General features: G+C 46.1%; 16 protein-coding genes. All 16 read left to right on the forward strand.

The features are described 5' to 3' along the window. Positions 1-88: 88 nt before the first annotated feature. The 16 genes from recG to K8B83_RS00225 all read left to right on the forward strand — a co-directional run bounded on the left by recG (position 89) and on the right by K8B83_RS00225 (position 16,534). Positions 89-2,164 carry an ATP-dependent DNA helicase RecG gene (recG, locus tag K8B83_RS00150; RefSeq protein WP_223418870.1) on the forward strand — a complete coding sequence of 692 codons (2,076 nt, stop codon included), beginning with the start codon at positions 89-91 and terminating at the stop codon, positions 2,162-2,164. 144 nt (positions 2,165-2,308) lie between these two features. After that, positions 2,309-3,202: a DUF3014 domain-containing protein gene (locus tag K8B83_RS00155; protein WP_223418872.1), complete on the forward strand. Its 894-nt coding sequence runs from the start codon at positions 2,309-2,311 to the stop codon at positions 3,200-3,202. Positions 3,203-3,444: 242 nt separating this feature from the next. Then, positions 3,445-4,176, forward strand: coding sequence for a beta-ketoacyl synthase chain length factor (locus K8B83_RS00160; protein ID WP_223418874.1), 732 nt, complete (start codon positions 3,445-3,447; stop codon positions 4,174-4,176). Next, positions 4,169-5,050 carry a lysophospholipid acyltransferase family protein gene (locus tag K8B83_RS00165; RefSeq protein ID WP_223418875.1) on the forward strand — a complete coding sequence of 294 codons (882 nt, stop codon included), beginning with the start codon at positions 4,169-4,171 and terminating at the stop codon, positions 5,048-5,050. Before K8B83_RS00160 ends, K8B83_RS00165 begins: the two co-directional genes overlap by 8 nt. Then, positions 5,028-5,282 carry a phosphopantetheine-binding protein gene (locus K8B83_RS00170; RefSeq protein ID WP_188735754.1) on the forward strand — a complete coding sequence of 85 codons (255 nt, stop codon included), beginning with the start codon at positions 5,028-5,030 and terminating at the stop codon, positions 5,280-5,282. Before K8B83_RS00165 ends, K8B83_RS00170 begins: the two co-directional genes overlap by 23 nt. Before the next feature lie 8 nt (positions 5,283-5,290). Beyond that, positions 5,291-5,539 (forward strand): acyl carrier protein, encoded by a 249-nt coding sequence (locus tag K8B83_RS00175; RefSeq protein WP_223418877.1) that lies wholly within the window; start codon positions 5,291-5,293, stop codon positions 5,537-5,539. Then, positions 5,539-6,090, forward strand: coding sequence for a COG4648 family protein (locus K8B83_RS00180; RefSeq protein ID WP_223418879.1), 552 nt, complete (start codon positions 5,539-5,541; stop codon positions 6,088-6,090). Before K8B83_RS00175 ends, K8B83_RS00180 begins: the two co-directional genes overlap by 1 nt. Continuing rightward, positions 6,083-7,450, forward strand: a complete 1,368-nt coding sequence (locus tag K8B83_RS00185) for an AMP-binding protein (protein ID WP_223418881.1) — start codon at positions 6,083-6,085, stop codon at positions 7,448-7,450. The genes K8B83_RS00180 and K8B83_RS00185 overlap by 8 nt, the downstream gene beginning before the upstream one ends. Next, positions 7,443-7,817 carry an ApeI family dehydratase gene (locus K8B83_RS00190; RefSeq protein WP_223418883.1) on the forward strand — a complete coding sequence of 125 codons (375 nt, stop codon included), beginning with the start codon at positions 7,443-7,445 and terminating at the stop codon, positions 7,815-7,817. The genes K8B83_RS00185 and K8B83_RS00190 overlap by 8 nt, the downstream gene beginning before the upstream one ends. Next, positions 7,814-9,556 carry a glycosyltransferase family 2 protein gene (locus K8B83_RS00195; RefSeq protein WP_223418885.1) on the forward strand — a complete coding sequence of 581 codons (1,743 nt, stop codon included), beginning with the start codon at positions 7,814-7,816 and terminating at the stop codon, positions 9,554-9,556. The genes K8B83_RS00190 and K8B83_RS00195 overlap by 4 nt, the downstream gene beginning before the upstream one ends. Positions 9,557-9,560: 4 nt before the next feature. After that, entirely contained in the window at positions 9,561-11,120 is a 1,560-nt protein-coding gene (locus K8B83_RS00200) for an HAL/PAL/TAL family ammonia-lyase (RefSeq protein WP_223418886.1), read from the forward strand. After that, positions 11,121-11,552 (forward strand): acyl-CoA thioesterase, encoded by a 432-nt coding sequence (locus K8B83_RS00205; RefSeq protein WP_188735769.1) that lies wholly within the window; start codon positions 11,121-11,123, stop codon positions 11,550-11,552. It abuts the gene before it with no gap. Beyond that, positions 11,552-12,286 carry an outer membrane lipoprotein carrier protein LolA gene (locus K8B83_RS00210; RefSeq protein WP_188735771.1) on the forward strand — a complete coding sequence of 245 codons (735 nt, stop codon included), beginning with the start codon at positions 11,552-11,554 and terminating at the stop codon, positions 12,284-12,286. Before K8B83_RS00205 ends, K8B83_RS00210 begins: the two co-directional genes overlap by 1 nt. Next, positions 12,286-14,685 carry an MMPL family transporter gene (locus tag K8B83_RS00215; protein ID WP_223418888.1) on the forward strand — a complete coding sequence of 800 codons (2,400 nt, stop codon included), beginning with the start codon at positions 12,286-12,288 and terminating at the stop codon, positions 14,683-14,685. Before K8B83_RS00210 ends, K8B83_RS00215 begins: the two co-directional genes overlap by 1 nt. Then, positions 14,686-15,948, forward strand: a complete 1,263-nt coding sequence (locus K8B83_RS00220) for an NAD(P)/FAD-dependent oxidoreductase (protein ID WP_188735775.1) — start codon at positions 14,686-14,688, stop codon at positions 15,946-15,948. Next, the gene (locus tag K8B83_RS00225) at positions 15,941-16,534 is read left to right on the forward strand and encodes a DUF3261 domain-containing protein (protein WP_223418890.1); all 594 of its coding nucleotides are present in this window, start codon (positions 15,941-15,943) and stop codon (positions 16,532-16,534) included. Before K8B83_RS00220 ends, K8B83_RS00225 begins: the two co-directional genes overlap by 8 nt. Positions 16,535-16,549 lie beyond the last annotated feature (15 nt).

Raw genomic sequence — 16,549 nt, forward strand, 5'->3', positions numbered from 1 at the left:
CCTAAATATCTGTATATAATTACAGTGATCGGCTGGGGCCAATTGATATCACTGCTATTTTTACTTATCAATTTTAGGTGCACGCAATTTGCTACAACTGGATCGCGTTCCAATCACAGACCTTAAAGGCGTTGCCAAAAAGGTCGCTGAAAAGCTAGCTAAGCTCGGTATAAAAACAGTACAAGATGTGTTGTTTCACTTACCGCTGCGCTACGAAGACCGAACGCAAATCTACCCTATTGCCGCATTACCTCCAGCCAGTTACGGCACCATAGAAGCAGAAATTCAATCAACACAAATCATGCAAGGCCGTAAGCGCATGTTAGTGTGCCATGTCCGCGATCACAGCGGCGTAATGAGCTTGCGCTTTTTTAATTTTTCAATGGCGCAACGAAATGCCATGGAAAACGGTGCGATTATCAGAGCATATGGAGAGATAAGGCGCGGCAACCATCATAAAGAAATCGTTCACCCTGAATATCAAATCATCCACCCAGGTGAAACCGTCAACTTAAGTGACACACTAACGCCAATTTACCCAACAACAGAAGGCTTAAAACAAGCCAGTTGGATACGTCTAACTGAGCAAGCATTGGCTATGCTAGACCAAGGCGGATTACCTGAATTACTCCCAGCCAATTTGCAGCCCAATAACATTAGCCTGCGCGATGCGCTGCATACCCTGCACCGCCCATCCAGCTCAGTATCGCCTTATGAGTTAGAGCAAGGACAACATCCTGCTCAGCAACGCTTAATACAAGAAGAGCTACTGGCCCATAACCTCAGCATGTTGCAACTTCGCCAGCGAAGTAATCAAGACGCGGCAGTCGCCATGGCCGCTACAGGGCAGTTATTACAACCATTTTTGACTCAACTGCCCTTTTCGCCAACTGGGGCACAACAACGCGTGGTCGCAGAAATCAACCAGGATTTACAACACCCTACCCCCATGATGCGCCTTGTGCAGGGGGATGTGGGTTCAGGTAAAACCTTAGTGGCGGCACTTGCCGCTCTGCAAGCCCTAGAAAATGGCTACCAAGTGGCAATGATGGCTCCCACCGAATTATTAGCCGAACAACACGCGGCGAACTTTGCCGCCTGGTTTGAGCCTTTAGGCCTTAAAGTCGGCTGGTTAGCTGGCAAGCTGAAAGGCAAAGCCAGGGCTCAATCACTTGAAGACATCGCCAGCGGTGCAGCACAAATGGTGATTGGCACCCATGCTATTTTTCAACAAGCCGTTGTGTTTAATAAACTGGCATTAATCATTATTGATGAGCAGCACCGCTTTGGGGTGCATCAACGCTTAGGCCTTCGAGAAAAAGGCATTAGCCAAGGCTTTCACCCTCATCAGCTGATTATGACCGCAACGCCAATACCGCGCACACTCGCCATGACCGCCTATGCCGATCTGGATACCTCCATTATTGATGAGCTGCCACCAGGGCGCACACCTGTCACCACGGTGGCGATTGCCGATACTCGCCGGCAACAGATCATTGAACGCGTCAGACATGCCGCCATTAACGATAACCGCCAGGCTTATTGGGTGTGTACCTTAATTGAAGAATCTGAAGTCTTAGAATGCCAAGCCGCAGAAGACACCGCGGCAGAACTGAGCGCTGCACTGCCCGAGTTAAAAGTAGGTTTAGTGCATGGCCGGATGAAAAGCGCTGAAAAACAGGCCATCATGGCGCAGTTTAAGTCAGGTGAGTTGAACTTATTGGTGGCGACTACCGTCATAGAAGTCGGCGTAGATGTGCCTAATGCCAGTTTAATGATTATTGAAAATCCTGAGCGGCTTGGGCTAGCGCAATTACATCAACTTCGAGGTCGTGTTGGTCGTGGCGCAGTAGCCAGCCATTGTGTGCTGCTTTACAAAGCGCCGTTATCGCAAACGGCAACCAAACGCCTAGGAGTATTAAGAGACAGCAACGATGGCTTTGTGATTGCGCAAAAAGATCTTGAGATCAGGGGCCCCGGTGAAGTACTGGGCACCAAACAAACTGGCTTAGCCGACCTTAAAATTGCCGACTTAATTCGCGATCAACACCTTATTGCCCCCACTCAAAAATTAGCGGTGCATATTAACCAACTGGTGCCGCAAAATATCGATGCCATCATTGAGCGATGGTTAGGAGACCGCCAACAGTACGTCCAAGCTTAAAAGTTTGCGCTAAAATTGAATTAATGCGGTTTATCACCAGTTACCACTAGACAAGTCCGTTGAATATTGCAAAATGGTATTACGCAGTATTTTTCGATTCCATTTAGATACCTATATCGATAGCACACATGCCAAGGATTTGAAATGCAAGTTAATGAAGAAGATAGAATTACACCACAAGCAGATGAAAAGTCTGGTACCAATATAGCCTTTATTGCTATCGCAGTTATCGCGTTACTTGCTGCAAGTAGCTATTTTTACTTTACTAGCGACAACACCGAAGAGTTAGATCCCGTTGTCATGACACCGGTTGAGTTACCTGAAACATTACCCGAAACACCGATTGAACAAGCACCGATTGAAGAGCCGCAACAAATCGTTGCTGCTGTTGATGATGATGTGGTTCCAACGGGTGAGCCTGAATCAAATGATGAAACCATTGCCGCTGAACCATTACCTGCGCTAGCAGAATCAGACGACTTTATTGAAAATAAAACCTTAGCCATCGCTAATGGGATGAAAATTGCGCCAATGATTTTGAAAAAAGACATTGCCCGTCAATTTGTCGTATTTGTCGACAACCTAGCGCAAGGCGAATTAGTGCGTAAAGCTAGCCCATTAAAAGGGCCAGAAACTGAGTTTTCAGTGAGCGAAATTACCAACAAAATCTTCTTAAATCCTGACAGCTACCATCGTTACGATTTGTATGCTGATTTTGTTGCTGGCTTAAATGAAAAAGATTTAGTCGCAACCTACACTGAGCTAAAACCGTTATTTGCCGAGGCATTTGCAGAGCTTGGGTACAGTGATATTGATTTCGATAATCGTATGCAAGCTATGTTTACTATGGTCGAAAACGCCCCCATTATTGAAGATCCTATCGAACTGTCTTCAGTAACAGTAAACTACCACTTTGCTGATCCAAATTTAGAAGCATTACCTAACGCGCAAAAATTATTGCTCCGTATGGGCCCTGAAAACACGCGTAAGATTAAAGCCGCAGTCAAAAAACTACAAGCGAGTTTCCCAGCACAATAATCATGCTATGCCTATTGTTTTAAATAGCTTAGATAGCGCGACTTAACCAGCCGCGCTATTTTTTTCCTGTTTTGTGCACACCTTGTTTAACAAATAATCTAAAAAACGATTTTTCTTCTACGTGACTTCTTAAACGGCCTCTGTTAGGTGTACAATTGTCGCCGTTAACGAATACTCAGCAAATGCATGATTATTTATTAACACTTAGATAAGGATAGCTAGGCAGTTATAGAGGCAAAGTAGTGCACTTAACATTTCAACTTCTCTCATGGGGCGCGTGGTCTCCAAACTTTCAAACCAGTGAAAGCTGGCAACATTGGCAAAAGCCAAATACAAGTGTGTCTGCTAGCCAAGCAACCCCAGCTCTATCGCATATTCCTGCCATGCAACGCCGCCGATTTAGCCGCTTAACTAAAATGATGTTAACGGCAGCGCACCAATGTCAGGTTGCGCCACACACTCGCAGTATTTTTGCCTCTCGTCATGGTGAGTTAACCCGTACCCTAGGTTTGCTAGAAGACATCGTACAAAAACAACCACTTTCCCCAATGGCTTTTAGTCAGTCGGTACATAATACTGCCAGCGGTATCTTCGGTATTGTTACTCAAAACACGGCCGCATCGACATCGATTGCTGCAGGTGAACAAACCCTACCTCAGGCACTAATTGAAGCCTACGCTCAACTGACACAAGACCCCAGCCCATTATTATTGGTGTTTGGCGATGACCCTGTCCCGCCGGTCTACAGTGAGTTTACCCACGAAGTTGAACTGCCTATTGCCCTAGGTTTGTATCTAGCACCCGCCAATAGCGTTACCAATGCCAGTATAATCCTAGGCTTATCTGAACGCCCAGTCACAGGGCAAAATCAAGATAACATCAGCTTTAGCCAATTAATTCACCATATCGCCACAGGTAAAAACATCCAAGGGTGTTTATGTCATTGGTATTGGTCTGTTGAACATCATGACTAATTCTTCGCAGTCAGCTCCTTTTACATCTCAGCAGGGCCTTGCCCCAAAACTGACTGGGCTGAGGTATGCCCCAAGATGGTTTGGCGGGGTCATGTGTTATATGGTCTTTGGCCTTGGTGGGTTGCTCAGCTCATTAACCATCCTGCCAGTATTACGTTATTGGCCAGGGTCCAAGCAGGCACGTATAGCGCGAGTGCAACGTACCGTGAGTCTAATGTTTAAAGGTTTTGTCACCATGTTAACCGCGGTTGGCATCATTAAAGTGAGCACTCACAATCTGCATGTATTACAACAAGCTCGGGGTAACATTATAATAGCCAACCACCCCACCTTGGTGGATGTAGTCGTACTGATTAGCCTTATGCCAAATGCGGGTTGCATTGTTAAACAAGCTTTATGGCACAATCCGTTTATTCGCGGCGTGCTCTCTAGCGTAGGTTATATCCCCAATCGCAGCGCGAATTTACTGCTACAAGATTGTAAGCAAGTATTAAATCGCGACACAAATTTAGTGATTTTTCCTGAAGGTACCCGCACACTGGTTGGCAGCGTAATCAATCAATTTGCGCGCGGTGCGGCCAATATTGCAATACGTACTCAAAGTAATATTTTACCCGTTGTACTTCGCACCGATGTTCCAGGCTTAACCAAACAAGAGTCTTGGTTTCAAATACCAAGACAAACCATCAATATGTCGGTTGAAGTCGCCGACAGTGTACTGCAACATGACAATGAGATTACCCAAGGTAACGAAGCAAAAATGGCTCGGAAACTCACCCGAGATTTGCAACAGTTTTATTTAAACACCCTATCAACCACCATTGATAGCCATACTGATAAGAAACAAAAAAATGAACTTACACAACCAAATTAAACAGCTGATTATCGACAGCTTAGACCTAGAAGATGTCACCATTGACGACATAGATACTGATGCCGCGCTATTTGGCGAAGGCCTAGGTTTAGATTCAATTGATGCGCTAGAGCTGGGTTTAGCGGTAAAAAAAGAATTCGACGTCAAAATTGAAGCCAATTCAGACGCAACTAAAGCACACTTTTTCAGTGTGGCTAGCCTAGCTAGCTTTATTGAATCACAACGCGTTTAGGAGCCAGCATGCAAAGCCGTGAACAAATTTTTGCCATGCTCAGCACCATTTTAGTGGATGAGTTTGAAATTGACCCAGCAGACATCAGCTTAGACGCCTCATTGTATGAAGCGTTAGATTTAGACAGCATCGATGCGGTGGATCTTGTGATTAAGTTACAACAACTCACGGGCAAAAAAATTCAGCCAGAAGAATTTAAAACCGTTAGAACCGTTAATGACGTGGTGAATGCCGTTGAAGGATTAATGCAAAGCTAATGCGGTTACTGTTGCAAATCATTACCACGTTAGTGATTGTTGCTTACCCATTAGCTGTGTATTTTGGTTTACAGTATTTACCCCCAGGTTACATAGCCTTATTACTGTGCGCGTTATTGCTCACACGAATGATAGTCACCAAGCAACAAGTGCGGGCAATGGTATTGCCGCTCATTGTTGGGATAGGGTTAACTGGGGCAAGTTTTATTGCTAAGCGTAATGACTGGCTACTGTATTATCCGGTGGTCATCAACCTCAGCTTATTGAGTTTATTTGGTTATTCTCTCATTCATGGTCCCAGCATGATTGAGCGCTTAGCACGTATAAAAGAGCCTGATTTACCAGGCTCAGCAACAGCATATTTACGCACCATTACCAAATTATGGTGCGGGCTATTTGTTGTCAATGGCGCCATGGCAGCCTACACAGCAGTAGCCACCACAATTGAAATGTGGACGCTTTACAACGGACTGATAGCTTATGTGCTCATAGGTATGCTACTCAGTGGTGAATGGACTTATCGCAGGTTTTGGCTGAAAAAACATGACTAAACTTTTGCTTAACTGGCTTACTAATGGCCCCACTGCTCAGCAGCTGATTAGCTTTGACCATCATGACATCATGACAGGCTCGCTATTTTGCGCTCACGTCACTCACTTGCACAAACAGCTTAGCCAAAGCGATGCTAAGCGTTGGTTACTGGCAGCGAAAAAGAGTGATTTATTTGCCGCGGGTTTATGCGCAGCACTGCTCGCGGGTAAGCAAGTCATACTACCAGCCAATACCCAGCACGGCACATTAAGCGAGCTAAACCACGAGTTTGATGCCATTATTGCCGATAAGCCATTATGCGAAGTCCGCGAATACGTTGCCCTCAAAAAAGAGCTCAGTCTTCCCGCTGCAACTTGGCCACAAGCCTCGACCTTAGGTGAACTGATTTTATTTACTTCTGGCAGTAGCGGCCAACCCAAAGCCATAACCAAAACCCTTGCCCAATTGGATGCAGAAGTCAGTGTTTTAGAGCACACTTTTGCCCAACACCTGCCACATTGCTCTGTGGTATCAACGGTATCGCATCAACATATTTATGGATTGTTGTTTAAAATTTTATGGCCATTAGCGGCAAGTCGTGCTTTTTTAAGCGAACAAATCGACTTTCCAGAAACCCTAAGCTATTACCTCGCCATCATGCCCAATCTGTGTTTAATTAGCAGTCCAGCGCAGCTAACCCGCTTACCAGACGCGCTTGATAACCAGGCGCAACAACGCATTCCGAGCTTGATTTTTAGCTCAGGTGGACCATTAAATTTTGAGTCGGCACAGGCGGTAAAACAGTGCTTTAAGCAATTACCCATAGAAATATTTGGCAGTACCGAAACTGGCGGTATCGCCTACCGCCGTCAACTTCACCCCATGCAAACCTGGCAACCCTTTGAACGTGTTAGCGTTGATATGGACCCAAGCGACGGAGCCTTGTTATTGCAGTCGGTTTACTTAGAAGATCCCGAAGCCTGGGTAAAGTGTGATGATAAAATTGAACTCGTTGAACATGGTCAATTTCGTTTACTGCACCGCTTAGATCGCATTGTAAAAATAGAAGAAAAACGCTTATCACTGGCACAGTTAGAGCATTTGTTACAAACACACCCGTTTGTCAGCGAAGCTGCCGTCACGGTATTAGAGCAACCACGCACTATGCTTGGCGCGGCCGTATGCTTAAATGAATTAGGCAGACAAACCCTCAAAAATGAAGGTAAGTTAGCAATTAACACCGCGCTTAAAAATCACTTACTCAGCCAGTTTGAACGCATCACCTTACCTAAGCGCTGGCGCTACCCAAAAACCTTGCCGCTTAACAGCCAGGGCAAACGCACGTCAGCCGATATAGCAGCATTATTTATTCATGATTAAATCAGTATTACCGCAAATAATTAATCAACACGTCGAGGGCGAGAGATGCCATTGGCGCTTATTCATTAGTGACGACTTGGCTTTTTTTGATGGCCACTTTCCAGAGCAAGCCGTACTGCCAGGTGTAACGCAATTAGATTGGGCTGTAAAGCTAGGGTGCGATGCTTTTGGTTATCGTGCCAATGTCGCCACGCTTGAGGTACTTAAATTTCAGCAACTCATTTTGCCCAATACCTATGTCGATTTAGTCATTGATCATCAGCCACAAAAGTCAAAGTTAATATTTAGCTACAGCGATGGTGACAAACGCTTTGCGTCTGGACGCATAGTGCTCAATGGCGCAAAGCATGACGAGCGTGTCTCATGAAGCTGGCGTTAGTTATCCCTAATTACAATCACCATATCGCGATAGAAAAAACCTTAACCGATTTGGCCCAGTACCAATTACCCTGTTATTTGGTCGACGACGGCAGTGACGAGCAAACCCGTTATGTACTGCAAGCACTCGCTGATAAATTTAGCTGGGTCACGTTAATTCAACATCCTTATAATCGCGGTAAAGGCGCTGCTGTAATGAGCGGCCTTCGCCAAGCTTACCGTGATGGTTTTAGCCATGCCCTGCAAGTTGATGCCGACGGCCAGCATAATTTAGCCGACATTCCCTTAATGCTCTCCACCAGCGAGCAGCACCCTGCAGCTTTGATATCTGGCCAACCACAATATGATGAGTCGGTGCCCAAAGGACGATTATATGGCCGTTACATTACCCATTTTTGGGTGTGGATAGAAACCTTAAGCTTTGATATTCAAGATTCTATGTGCGGTTTTAGGGTGTATCCACTTGCCGCAACTGAACAGCTATTTAGCCAACAGGCGTTGGGTGAACGAATGGACTTTGACATTGAAGTCATGGTTAAACTGCACTGGCAAGGTACAGCCGTCGTGCATGTGCCAACCAAAGTAATTTACCCAGAAGATGGCATCAGTCATTTTCAAGGCGTAAGAGACAATGTGCGTATTAGTTGGATGCATACCAAGTTATTTTTTGGCATGTTAGCTCGTTTGCCACGCATTATTACTAAGCAAAATCAAACCGCTCAATCATTACAAACAACCCAGCATTGGTCAGCCATAAGTGAGCGTGGCAGCTTTTGGGGAATTAAGTTTTTAGCCCAATGCTATCGCTTTGGCGGGCATTGGTTGTGCCGCGCAGTCATGTATCCGGTGATTTGTTATTTTTTCCTTACTGGTAAAACCGCCCGCGATGCCTCGCTCGGTTTTTTGCAGCGGGTACAACAGCAACAGCCTAACCACCCAGAACTCAATAACCCAGTTAATTGGCGTGATAGCCTTAAGCACTTTTTTACGTTTGGTAATGCCGCCCTCGACAGAATCGACGCCTGGTGCGACAGAATTAACCTCGCCCAAGTCGACTTTAACGACCGGCATATTTTAGCCAATCAAGTGGCTAGTGGACGCGGCGCAGTATTGATTGTGTCGCATTTAGGTAATATGGAATTGTGCCGCGCTATCTCCATCCACCAGCAAAAAGTGAAGGTGAATGTGATGGTGCTGACCCAGCACGCTGAGAACTTTAATAAAGTACTGCAACAACTTAACCCGCAAAGTAGCCTGAATTTAATCCATGTCAATGAACTCGACCCTAGCACTGCGATGCTGTTGCAACAAAAGATTGAACAAGGTGAAATTGTGGTGATCGCAGCAGATCGTACCTCATCGAGCAGTCAAGGTCGCGTGAGCTATTTACCCTTTTTAGGCCAAGAGGCTGCATTTCCGCAAGGGCCATTTATTTTGGCCAGCTTACTCGACTGTCCAGTTTACACCCTATTTTGTATTCGCCAACAGGGCCGTTATCAAGTACATGTTGAGCACTTAAGTGACACGCTAAAAGGCCCTCGAACCGGCAGAACAGCACGCCTAGCCGATGCAATGACCCAATATAGCCAGCGTTTAGCCCATTTTGCACAACTCGCCCCCATGCAATGGTTTAACTTTTTCGATTTTTGGCGCAAGGACGAGCTGGTTACCCGTAACAACCAGCCTTCACAATCAAGTGCAGCCCCATTACCCAGTCAGGACAGATAATCTCATGAGCCACACATCTTCAGCAGACGCTTTCGATAACACAGTGCATTTTGGTCAACAGTACCTCAACCTAGAGCAAGTGGTTGCGGTAGCTAAAGGCGCCAAGGTTAAACTGACTGACACAGCCAACTACATTGAATATATTCAAAAAGGCGCTCGCTTTATTGACAGTTTATTACACGAAGAAGGCGTAGTGTATGGCGTCACCACCGGCTATGGCGACTCATGTACTGTCAATGTCAGCCTAGATTTAGTCCACGAATTGCCACTGCATTTAACCCGTTTTCATGGTTGTGGCTTAGGCGATATTTTTAGCCCAATGGAATCACGCGCCATTATGGCATGCCGACTCAACTCACTCGCCGTGGGCAAGTCTGGCGTAAGCTATCAACTGCTGCAACGCATTGAATGGCTATTAAACAACAACATCACCCCTATCATTCCTCAAGAAGGCTCTGTTGGTGCCAGTGGCGATTTAACGCCACTGTCTTATCTTGCTGCAGTGTTAGTTGGCGAGCGCGAAGTGATGTATCAAGGTAAACGCCAAGCCACTAAAGATGTGTATTTACAACTTGGCATAGTGCCACTGAGATTACGCCCAAAAGAAGGCCTTGCATTAATGAACGGCACAGCCGTGATGACAGCACTGGCATGTTTGGCCTACGACAGATCGCAATACTTAAGCCGTTTATCGAGCCGTATCACGGCAATGGCCTCGTTAACCCTTAAAGGTAACTCCAATCATTTTGACGATATTTTATTTGCCGCCAAACCTCATCCAGGGCAAAACCAAATCGCCAGCTGGATCCGTGAGGACTTAAACCACCACACGCATCCGCGTAACTCAGACCGCTTACAAGACCGATACTCAATACGCTGTGCACCGCATATTATTGGGGTATTGCAAGATGCGCTGCCGTTTATGCGCCAGTTTATTGAAACTGAACTTAACAGCGCCAACGATAACCCGATCGTGGATGCTGAGGGCGAACACATACTTCACGGTGGTCATTTTTATGGTGGCCACATTGCCTTTGCCATGGATGCAATGAAAAACGCGGTGGCCAATATTGCCGACTTAATCGACCGCCAAATGGCACTGGTGATGGACCCGAAATTTAATAACGGTTTACCGGCTAATCTGTCTGGAGCAACGGGTGAGCGCCGCGCCATTAACCATGGCTTTAAAGCGGTACAAATTGGCGTGTCAGCCTGGACCGCAGAAGCCTTAAAAAACACCATGCCTGCCAGTGTGTTTTCTCGCTCAACTGAGTGCCATAATCAAGACAAAGTGAGCATGGGCACCATTGCCGCGCGTGATTGCATGCGCGTATTACAACTCACAGAGCAAGTGGCAGCAGCGGCCTTGTTAGCCATGAGTCAGGGGATCAAACTACGGGTACTACAACAAGAGTTAGATCCGCAGTCATTGACCTCTTCGCTGGCTAAAACCCTTGAACAAGTGAGCACCGATTTTGAGTTGCTCACTGAAGATCGTCCTTTAGAGTCTGTACTGCGCCAAACGGTTGAAAAAATTCAACTCGGTCAATGGGAGGTGTGCTAAATGAAAGGATTGTTACTCACCGAAATGGAAATGGTGATCCCGTTTCACGATGTCGACTCAATGGGCATTACCTGGCACGGTAATTACCTGCGTTACTTTGAAGTAGTGCGCTGTCAACTGCTCGATAAACTTGGCTATAACTATCGCACCATGCTCGAGTCTGGTTATGCCTGGCCAATTGTCGATGTGCAAATTAAATATGTTAAAAGCAGTACCTTTGATCAAAAAGTCAAAGTGATTGCCGCCATTGTTGAATGGGAAAACCGGTTACGAATTAACTATCAAATCATCGATGCTCAAACCAATGCACGTATTACCAAAGGCTATACCATTCAAGCTGCGGTAGAGATTGCCACCCAGGAGTTATGCTTTGTCACGCCAGAGGTGTTTCAGCAAAAAATTAGGCCGCTATTAGATGAGAGCCAACGCTAATGCTTGCAGTTAAGTTGCTACCGCTAACATTTATTAGTCTTTTGCTGTGCTTAAGCGCACCGACGCAAGCCAATACTCAACTTAATCAGGCTTTGCTCACCGATGCTCAATTGACACAAATTAACAGCTTGTACCAACAGCCAGCTAGCACTCCCGCACTTGAGGCATTAGCTCAGCAACTGAATTTACATGCCGATACCCGCGGACAGTTTCTGCAACAGCGTCATCTAGCTGTACTCAAAAAGCCGTTACTCAGCCAAGGGCGATTTATCTTCAGCCCTAATCAGGGGTTGATTTGGCAACAACTTACTCCCTTTAATAGCTTAATGGTGCTTAAAGATCAGCAGTTAATTCAGCAAAACAGTCAGGGAAAAGTGCAACAACTCAGTGCAGCAACCAGCGGCAATCCCATCGCGCAGCAACTGCCACGCTTATTACAGGCCATCATGGCCGGCGACATAAACGCGCTCAGCACTGACTTTGCCTTATTTATGCCAACAGAAAAAACAGGCTCAGTGTGGCAACTCGGCTTACAAGCAAAAGACCCACAAATACATGCCGCTATGGGTAACATCACTCTCAGTGGTGATACACACATTCGTTCACTCATCATGAGCAGCCAGCAAGCCAATATTAGCGACTACACCTATATACAATTTACCGATACTGAACAAGGCGCGCTGAGTGACAGCGAACTAGCATTATTTAACCTTAACAGTGAGCTAGCCAAATAATGCCTCGCGGCCAGCAAAATAAAATAGTTTCAGCCAAAGGCGGTTTTGCGCTATGGCTAGTATTGCTATTAGCCATGTTATTAGGTGGCGCGATGCAATGGCAGCAAGGCGCAAAGATCCAAACTGATATTTTGGCCATGCTGCCTCATTTGCAACAAGACAAACTCACCGAAACAGCATTAGAAACCGTCGAAAAAAAACTGGCTAACCAGGTGTATATAGCCGTGATGGCAGAAAACGACAACCAGGCCATTCATGCTGCTCAGCAGTTAATGGCTTCTTTACAAAGCCAGCCACAACAGTCTTTTATCGCCATTAGAAGCGGCGCCGACAACCAATTAGAACAGTTAGCCAAAGTGTATTTTGAGCATCGTTTTAGCTTACTGACCCAGGAGCAAGCACACGCGCTAGAAACAGGTAACTGGCAAGCGTTATTAGCGACAGCGCAAAACCAACTTTACAGTGCCTTTGGTTTAGCTAACAGCCAACTATTAGCGAACGACCCGCTGTTATTATTTCCAGCAAACTTGTTGGCGCTATCACCCAATAGCAAACTTCGTCGCCAGCAGGGTGTTTTACTTACCGACACAGACAATGGCGTGGCCGCTATCGTCATGGCCAAAGGCCGCGACAGCGCGTTTAGCCCCACGGCACAGCAACAGCAAATACTGGCGCTAGAAAGTGCATTTAGCCAGGTAAACCAACAGTATCCGCAAATCAGTTTTCTCAAAGCGGGTGCACTGTTTCACGCTATCGCCGCAACCGAGTCAGCCAAACAAGAGATCAGCAAAATCGGCCTAATCTCACTGCTGGGCATAGTATTACTGGTGTGGTTGGCATTTCGCTCGGTAATGCCATTAGTGGCTGCAACACTGACCTTAACCACAGGCGTCGTATTTGCTTTTGTTGCCACCCTAAGCCTATTTGGTGAGTTACATTTACTGACATTGGTGTTTGGCACCAGCTTAATTGGTGTGGCCATTGATTACAGCTTTCATTTTTATTGTGAAAAACAAACCCATCCCAATGACAATGCTAGCGACACCATCAAACGTATCTTCCCTGCGCTAACGCTCGCATTAGCCACCAGCGCCAGTGCATTTATCGCCATTGGTTTTACGCCTTTTCCGGGGATGCAACAAGTCGCGGTATTTTGCGCTGCGGGCTTAATCGGTGCCTATCTCACCTTGCTGTTGGTGTTCCCACTTTTGGGTAATTACCCATTAAAGCACACTCAAGGGCTTGGGTTTGCTCAGGCATATTTAAACGGGTTACAGCGCGTATTTACCCCAACAAAAACGGTACAAAAAGCAGTACTCATGTTGCTGCCTGTTGCTGTGTTAGTCATACTGTTTTTCGGGTTATCGCAACTCACCGCCAACGATGATATTCGGCAATTGCAGCAAAGCCCCGAGGCAATAACGGCAGAAGAAAACCAGCTGAGGCAATTACTCAGCGGCGGCACAGATAACCAATTTATTTTAGTCAGTAGCGCTAATGAACAAGACTTACTGCAAACACTTGAGCAACTCACCCCAGTATTAGGTGCCGCCATCGCAAACAATGAAATCGCTCAAGCGGTTGGCCTCAGTCGCTTTATGCCAAGTATTGCGCGCCAGCAACATCATTACCAATTACAACAGCAGCTCTACCAACAGCACCTGGCAGACATAATCGACCAAATGGGCCTAGATAACGACATCCAACCACATTTAATGGCAGAGCTTAATCAAGCCAATTCTGTATGGCTGACACCTCAAACTGTGCTTAAGCACGCCAATGATGACTTAAAAACCTTGTGGCTTGGCGATGTTGCAAGCGATGACAACGCTCAACAATTTGGTGCCATTGTATTACTGGGCGGCATTCATTCTCTGCCGTCGTTAGCCCAGCGACTCGACAGCCATAACTGGGCTTTGGGGCAAGTAAAAGTGATTGATAAAGTCGGCGACATATCCACATTAATGGGTCAGTATCGCCAGCTAACCTTTCAACTGTTACTGTGGGTATTTGCACTTGCCAGTGTTGCCTTTAGCGTTAAATATGGCATTAAACTGGCGCTTGCCATTGTTGCGGTACCGGCGTTTGCGGTGTTACTCACGCTGGCTTGTTTAGGTTTAGTTGGCTCAAGCATTAGCTTATTTCATGCACTAGCCTTTATTTTAGTGCTGGGTATTGGTATTGATTACAGCTTATTTTTTGCCGAGGCCAAACACAGCAATAGTGGCGTGATGATGGCCATCTTTATGTCGGCCTGCTCAACCCTATTAGCCTTTGGTTTATTGGCACTGAGCCAAACCCATGCGATTCATTTTTTCGGCCTGACGCTTTTATTTGGCATTAGCTTTGCTTTTGTATTAGCGCCATTTATCTCATTTTTTACAAGGAAGTCACTGTAAATGTTAAGCAGTCAAACAAGCATAGTTAGCCACATGGACGTTGATGTCGCCATTATTGGTGCTGGCCCGTCAGGCGCGATTGCAGCAAGCCTATTGCGTCAACAAGGTCATAAGGTTGTGGTCGTTGAAAAACAGCAGTTTCCACGTTTTTCTATCGGCGAGAGTTTGCTGCCATGTTGTATGCAATTTATTGAGCAAGCCGGCATGCTAGATGCGGTGAATCAGGCTGGATTTCAGTTTAAAAATGGCGCGGCATTTCGTCATCAAGGCCGTTATACCACATTCGATTTTACCGACAAGTTCACGCCAGGCCCTGGTACCACGTTTCAAGTTCAGCGTGGCCAATTTGATAAATTACTGGCTGACACAGCCATCAGTCAGGGCGTCGATATTCGCTTTGGACATCAGGTGGATTCGGTCGATATTAGTGGCGAACCGACCCTAAAAGTAACAAACGAGCAAGGCCAGCCTTATCAAATCAATGCCAAGTTTATTGTCGATGCCAGTGGTTTTGGCCGGGTATTGCCAAGGCTATTAAACCTTGAGCTACCATCAAGTTTACCGACACGCAGCGCGATTTTCACCCATATTGAAGACAACATCAGTGATAACGAATTTGACCGCAATAAAATCTTAATTAGCGTACACCCTGAACATAAAGACATTTGGTATTGGCTTATCCCGTTTAGCAATAACCGCTGCTCTATTGGGGTGGTCGGCGAGCCGCATTTATTAGCGCATTTAACAGGGAGTCTAGAGCAACAACTGCTGGAAATTATTGCGCAGGAGCCTGATTTAAAGCGTTTACTCGCCAATGCCAAGGTAGTGCAACCCTGTGCAACGCTCCAGGGTTATTCGGCCAATGTGACCACACTTGCCACCAACAAGTTTGCCTTATTGGGTAACGCGGGTGAGTTTCTTGACCCGGTATTTTCATCTGGGGTCACTATTGCCATGCAATCGGCTGCCATGGCGTGCAAAAGCCTTGATAGACAATTAAAAGGCGAAACCGTCGATTGGCAAGCCGATTACGCCCAGCCGTTAATGCTGGGGGTTAATACCTTTAGGACCTATGTTCAAGCCTGGTATGACGGCCGCTTTCAAGATGTGATTTTTTATCAGCAAGCGAGTAATAACGTAAAACAAATGATTTGCTCAATTTTAGCAGGCTACGCATGGGACTCTAAAAACCCGTTTGTGAAAGAGTCAGAGCGTCGTCTTAATACCATTGTTGAGTTATGTCGGGAGTTAGACGTTGCTTAAACGTAGTCGTGCTATCAAAGTGATTGGCGCAGTGTTGTTGCTGTGCGCATTGGCAAGTTGTAGCCAACAATTTGCCCGAAAAAGCTGTATGGCGATAACCAGTCAGGCTCAATATTGTCTTGCGCCTACAGTGAACGCATTGAGTGCCCAAAGTGACATCAGCCTTAGCCAAATGATCAGTATGAGCCATGGGCAGGATAACCATGAGTTAATGACTCAATTAGAACTCAGCTCACAACGCATGACCTTAGTGGGGCTCGCGCCATTAGGCCAGGCACTGTTTACCCTGGTGTACGATGGCGACACCTTACAAAGTGAGCAAAGTCGCTTGTTAGGCGATACATTTAATGCCGAATATCTCATGGCCATCATGCAGCTTATCTACTGGCCAACGGAGCAAATAAATCAGCACCTCACTGACGCTCAGCTAAGGGTTACGCCTTGCGAAAATGCCTTATGTAAACAGTTAATCGATGCCGATGGCGAGCAAATCACTATTAACTATAGTGAGCTCAACCCGTGGCAAGCAAAAATTAGCGTTACCATAAAGTCAGCCGACATTTTGTTGAACATTACGCCACTCTAGTAACCAATGACAAAG

Source organism: Shewanella inventionis (assembly GCF_019931735.1).
Lineage (GTDB): Bacteria > Pseudomonadota > Gammaproteobacteria > Enterobacterales > Shewanellaceae > Shewanella > Shewanella inventionis.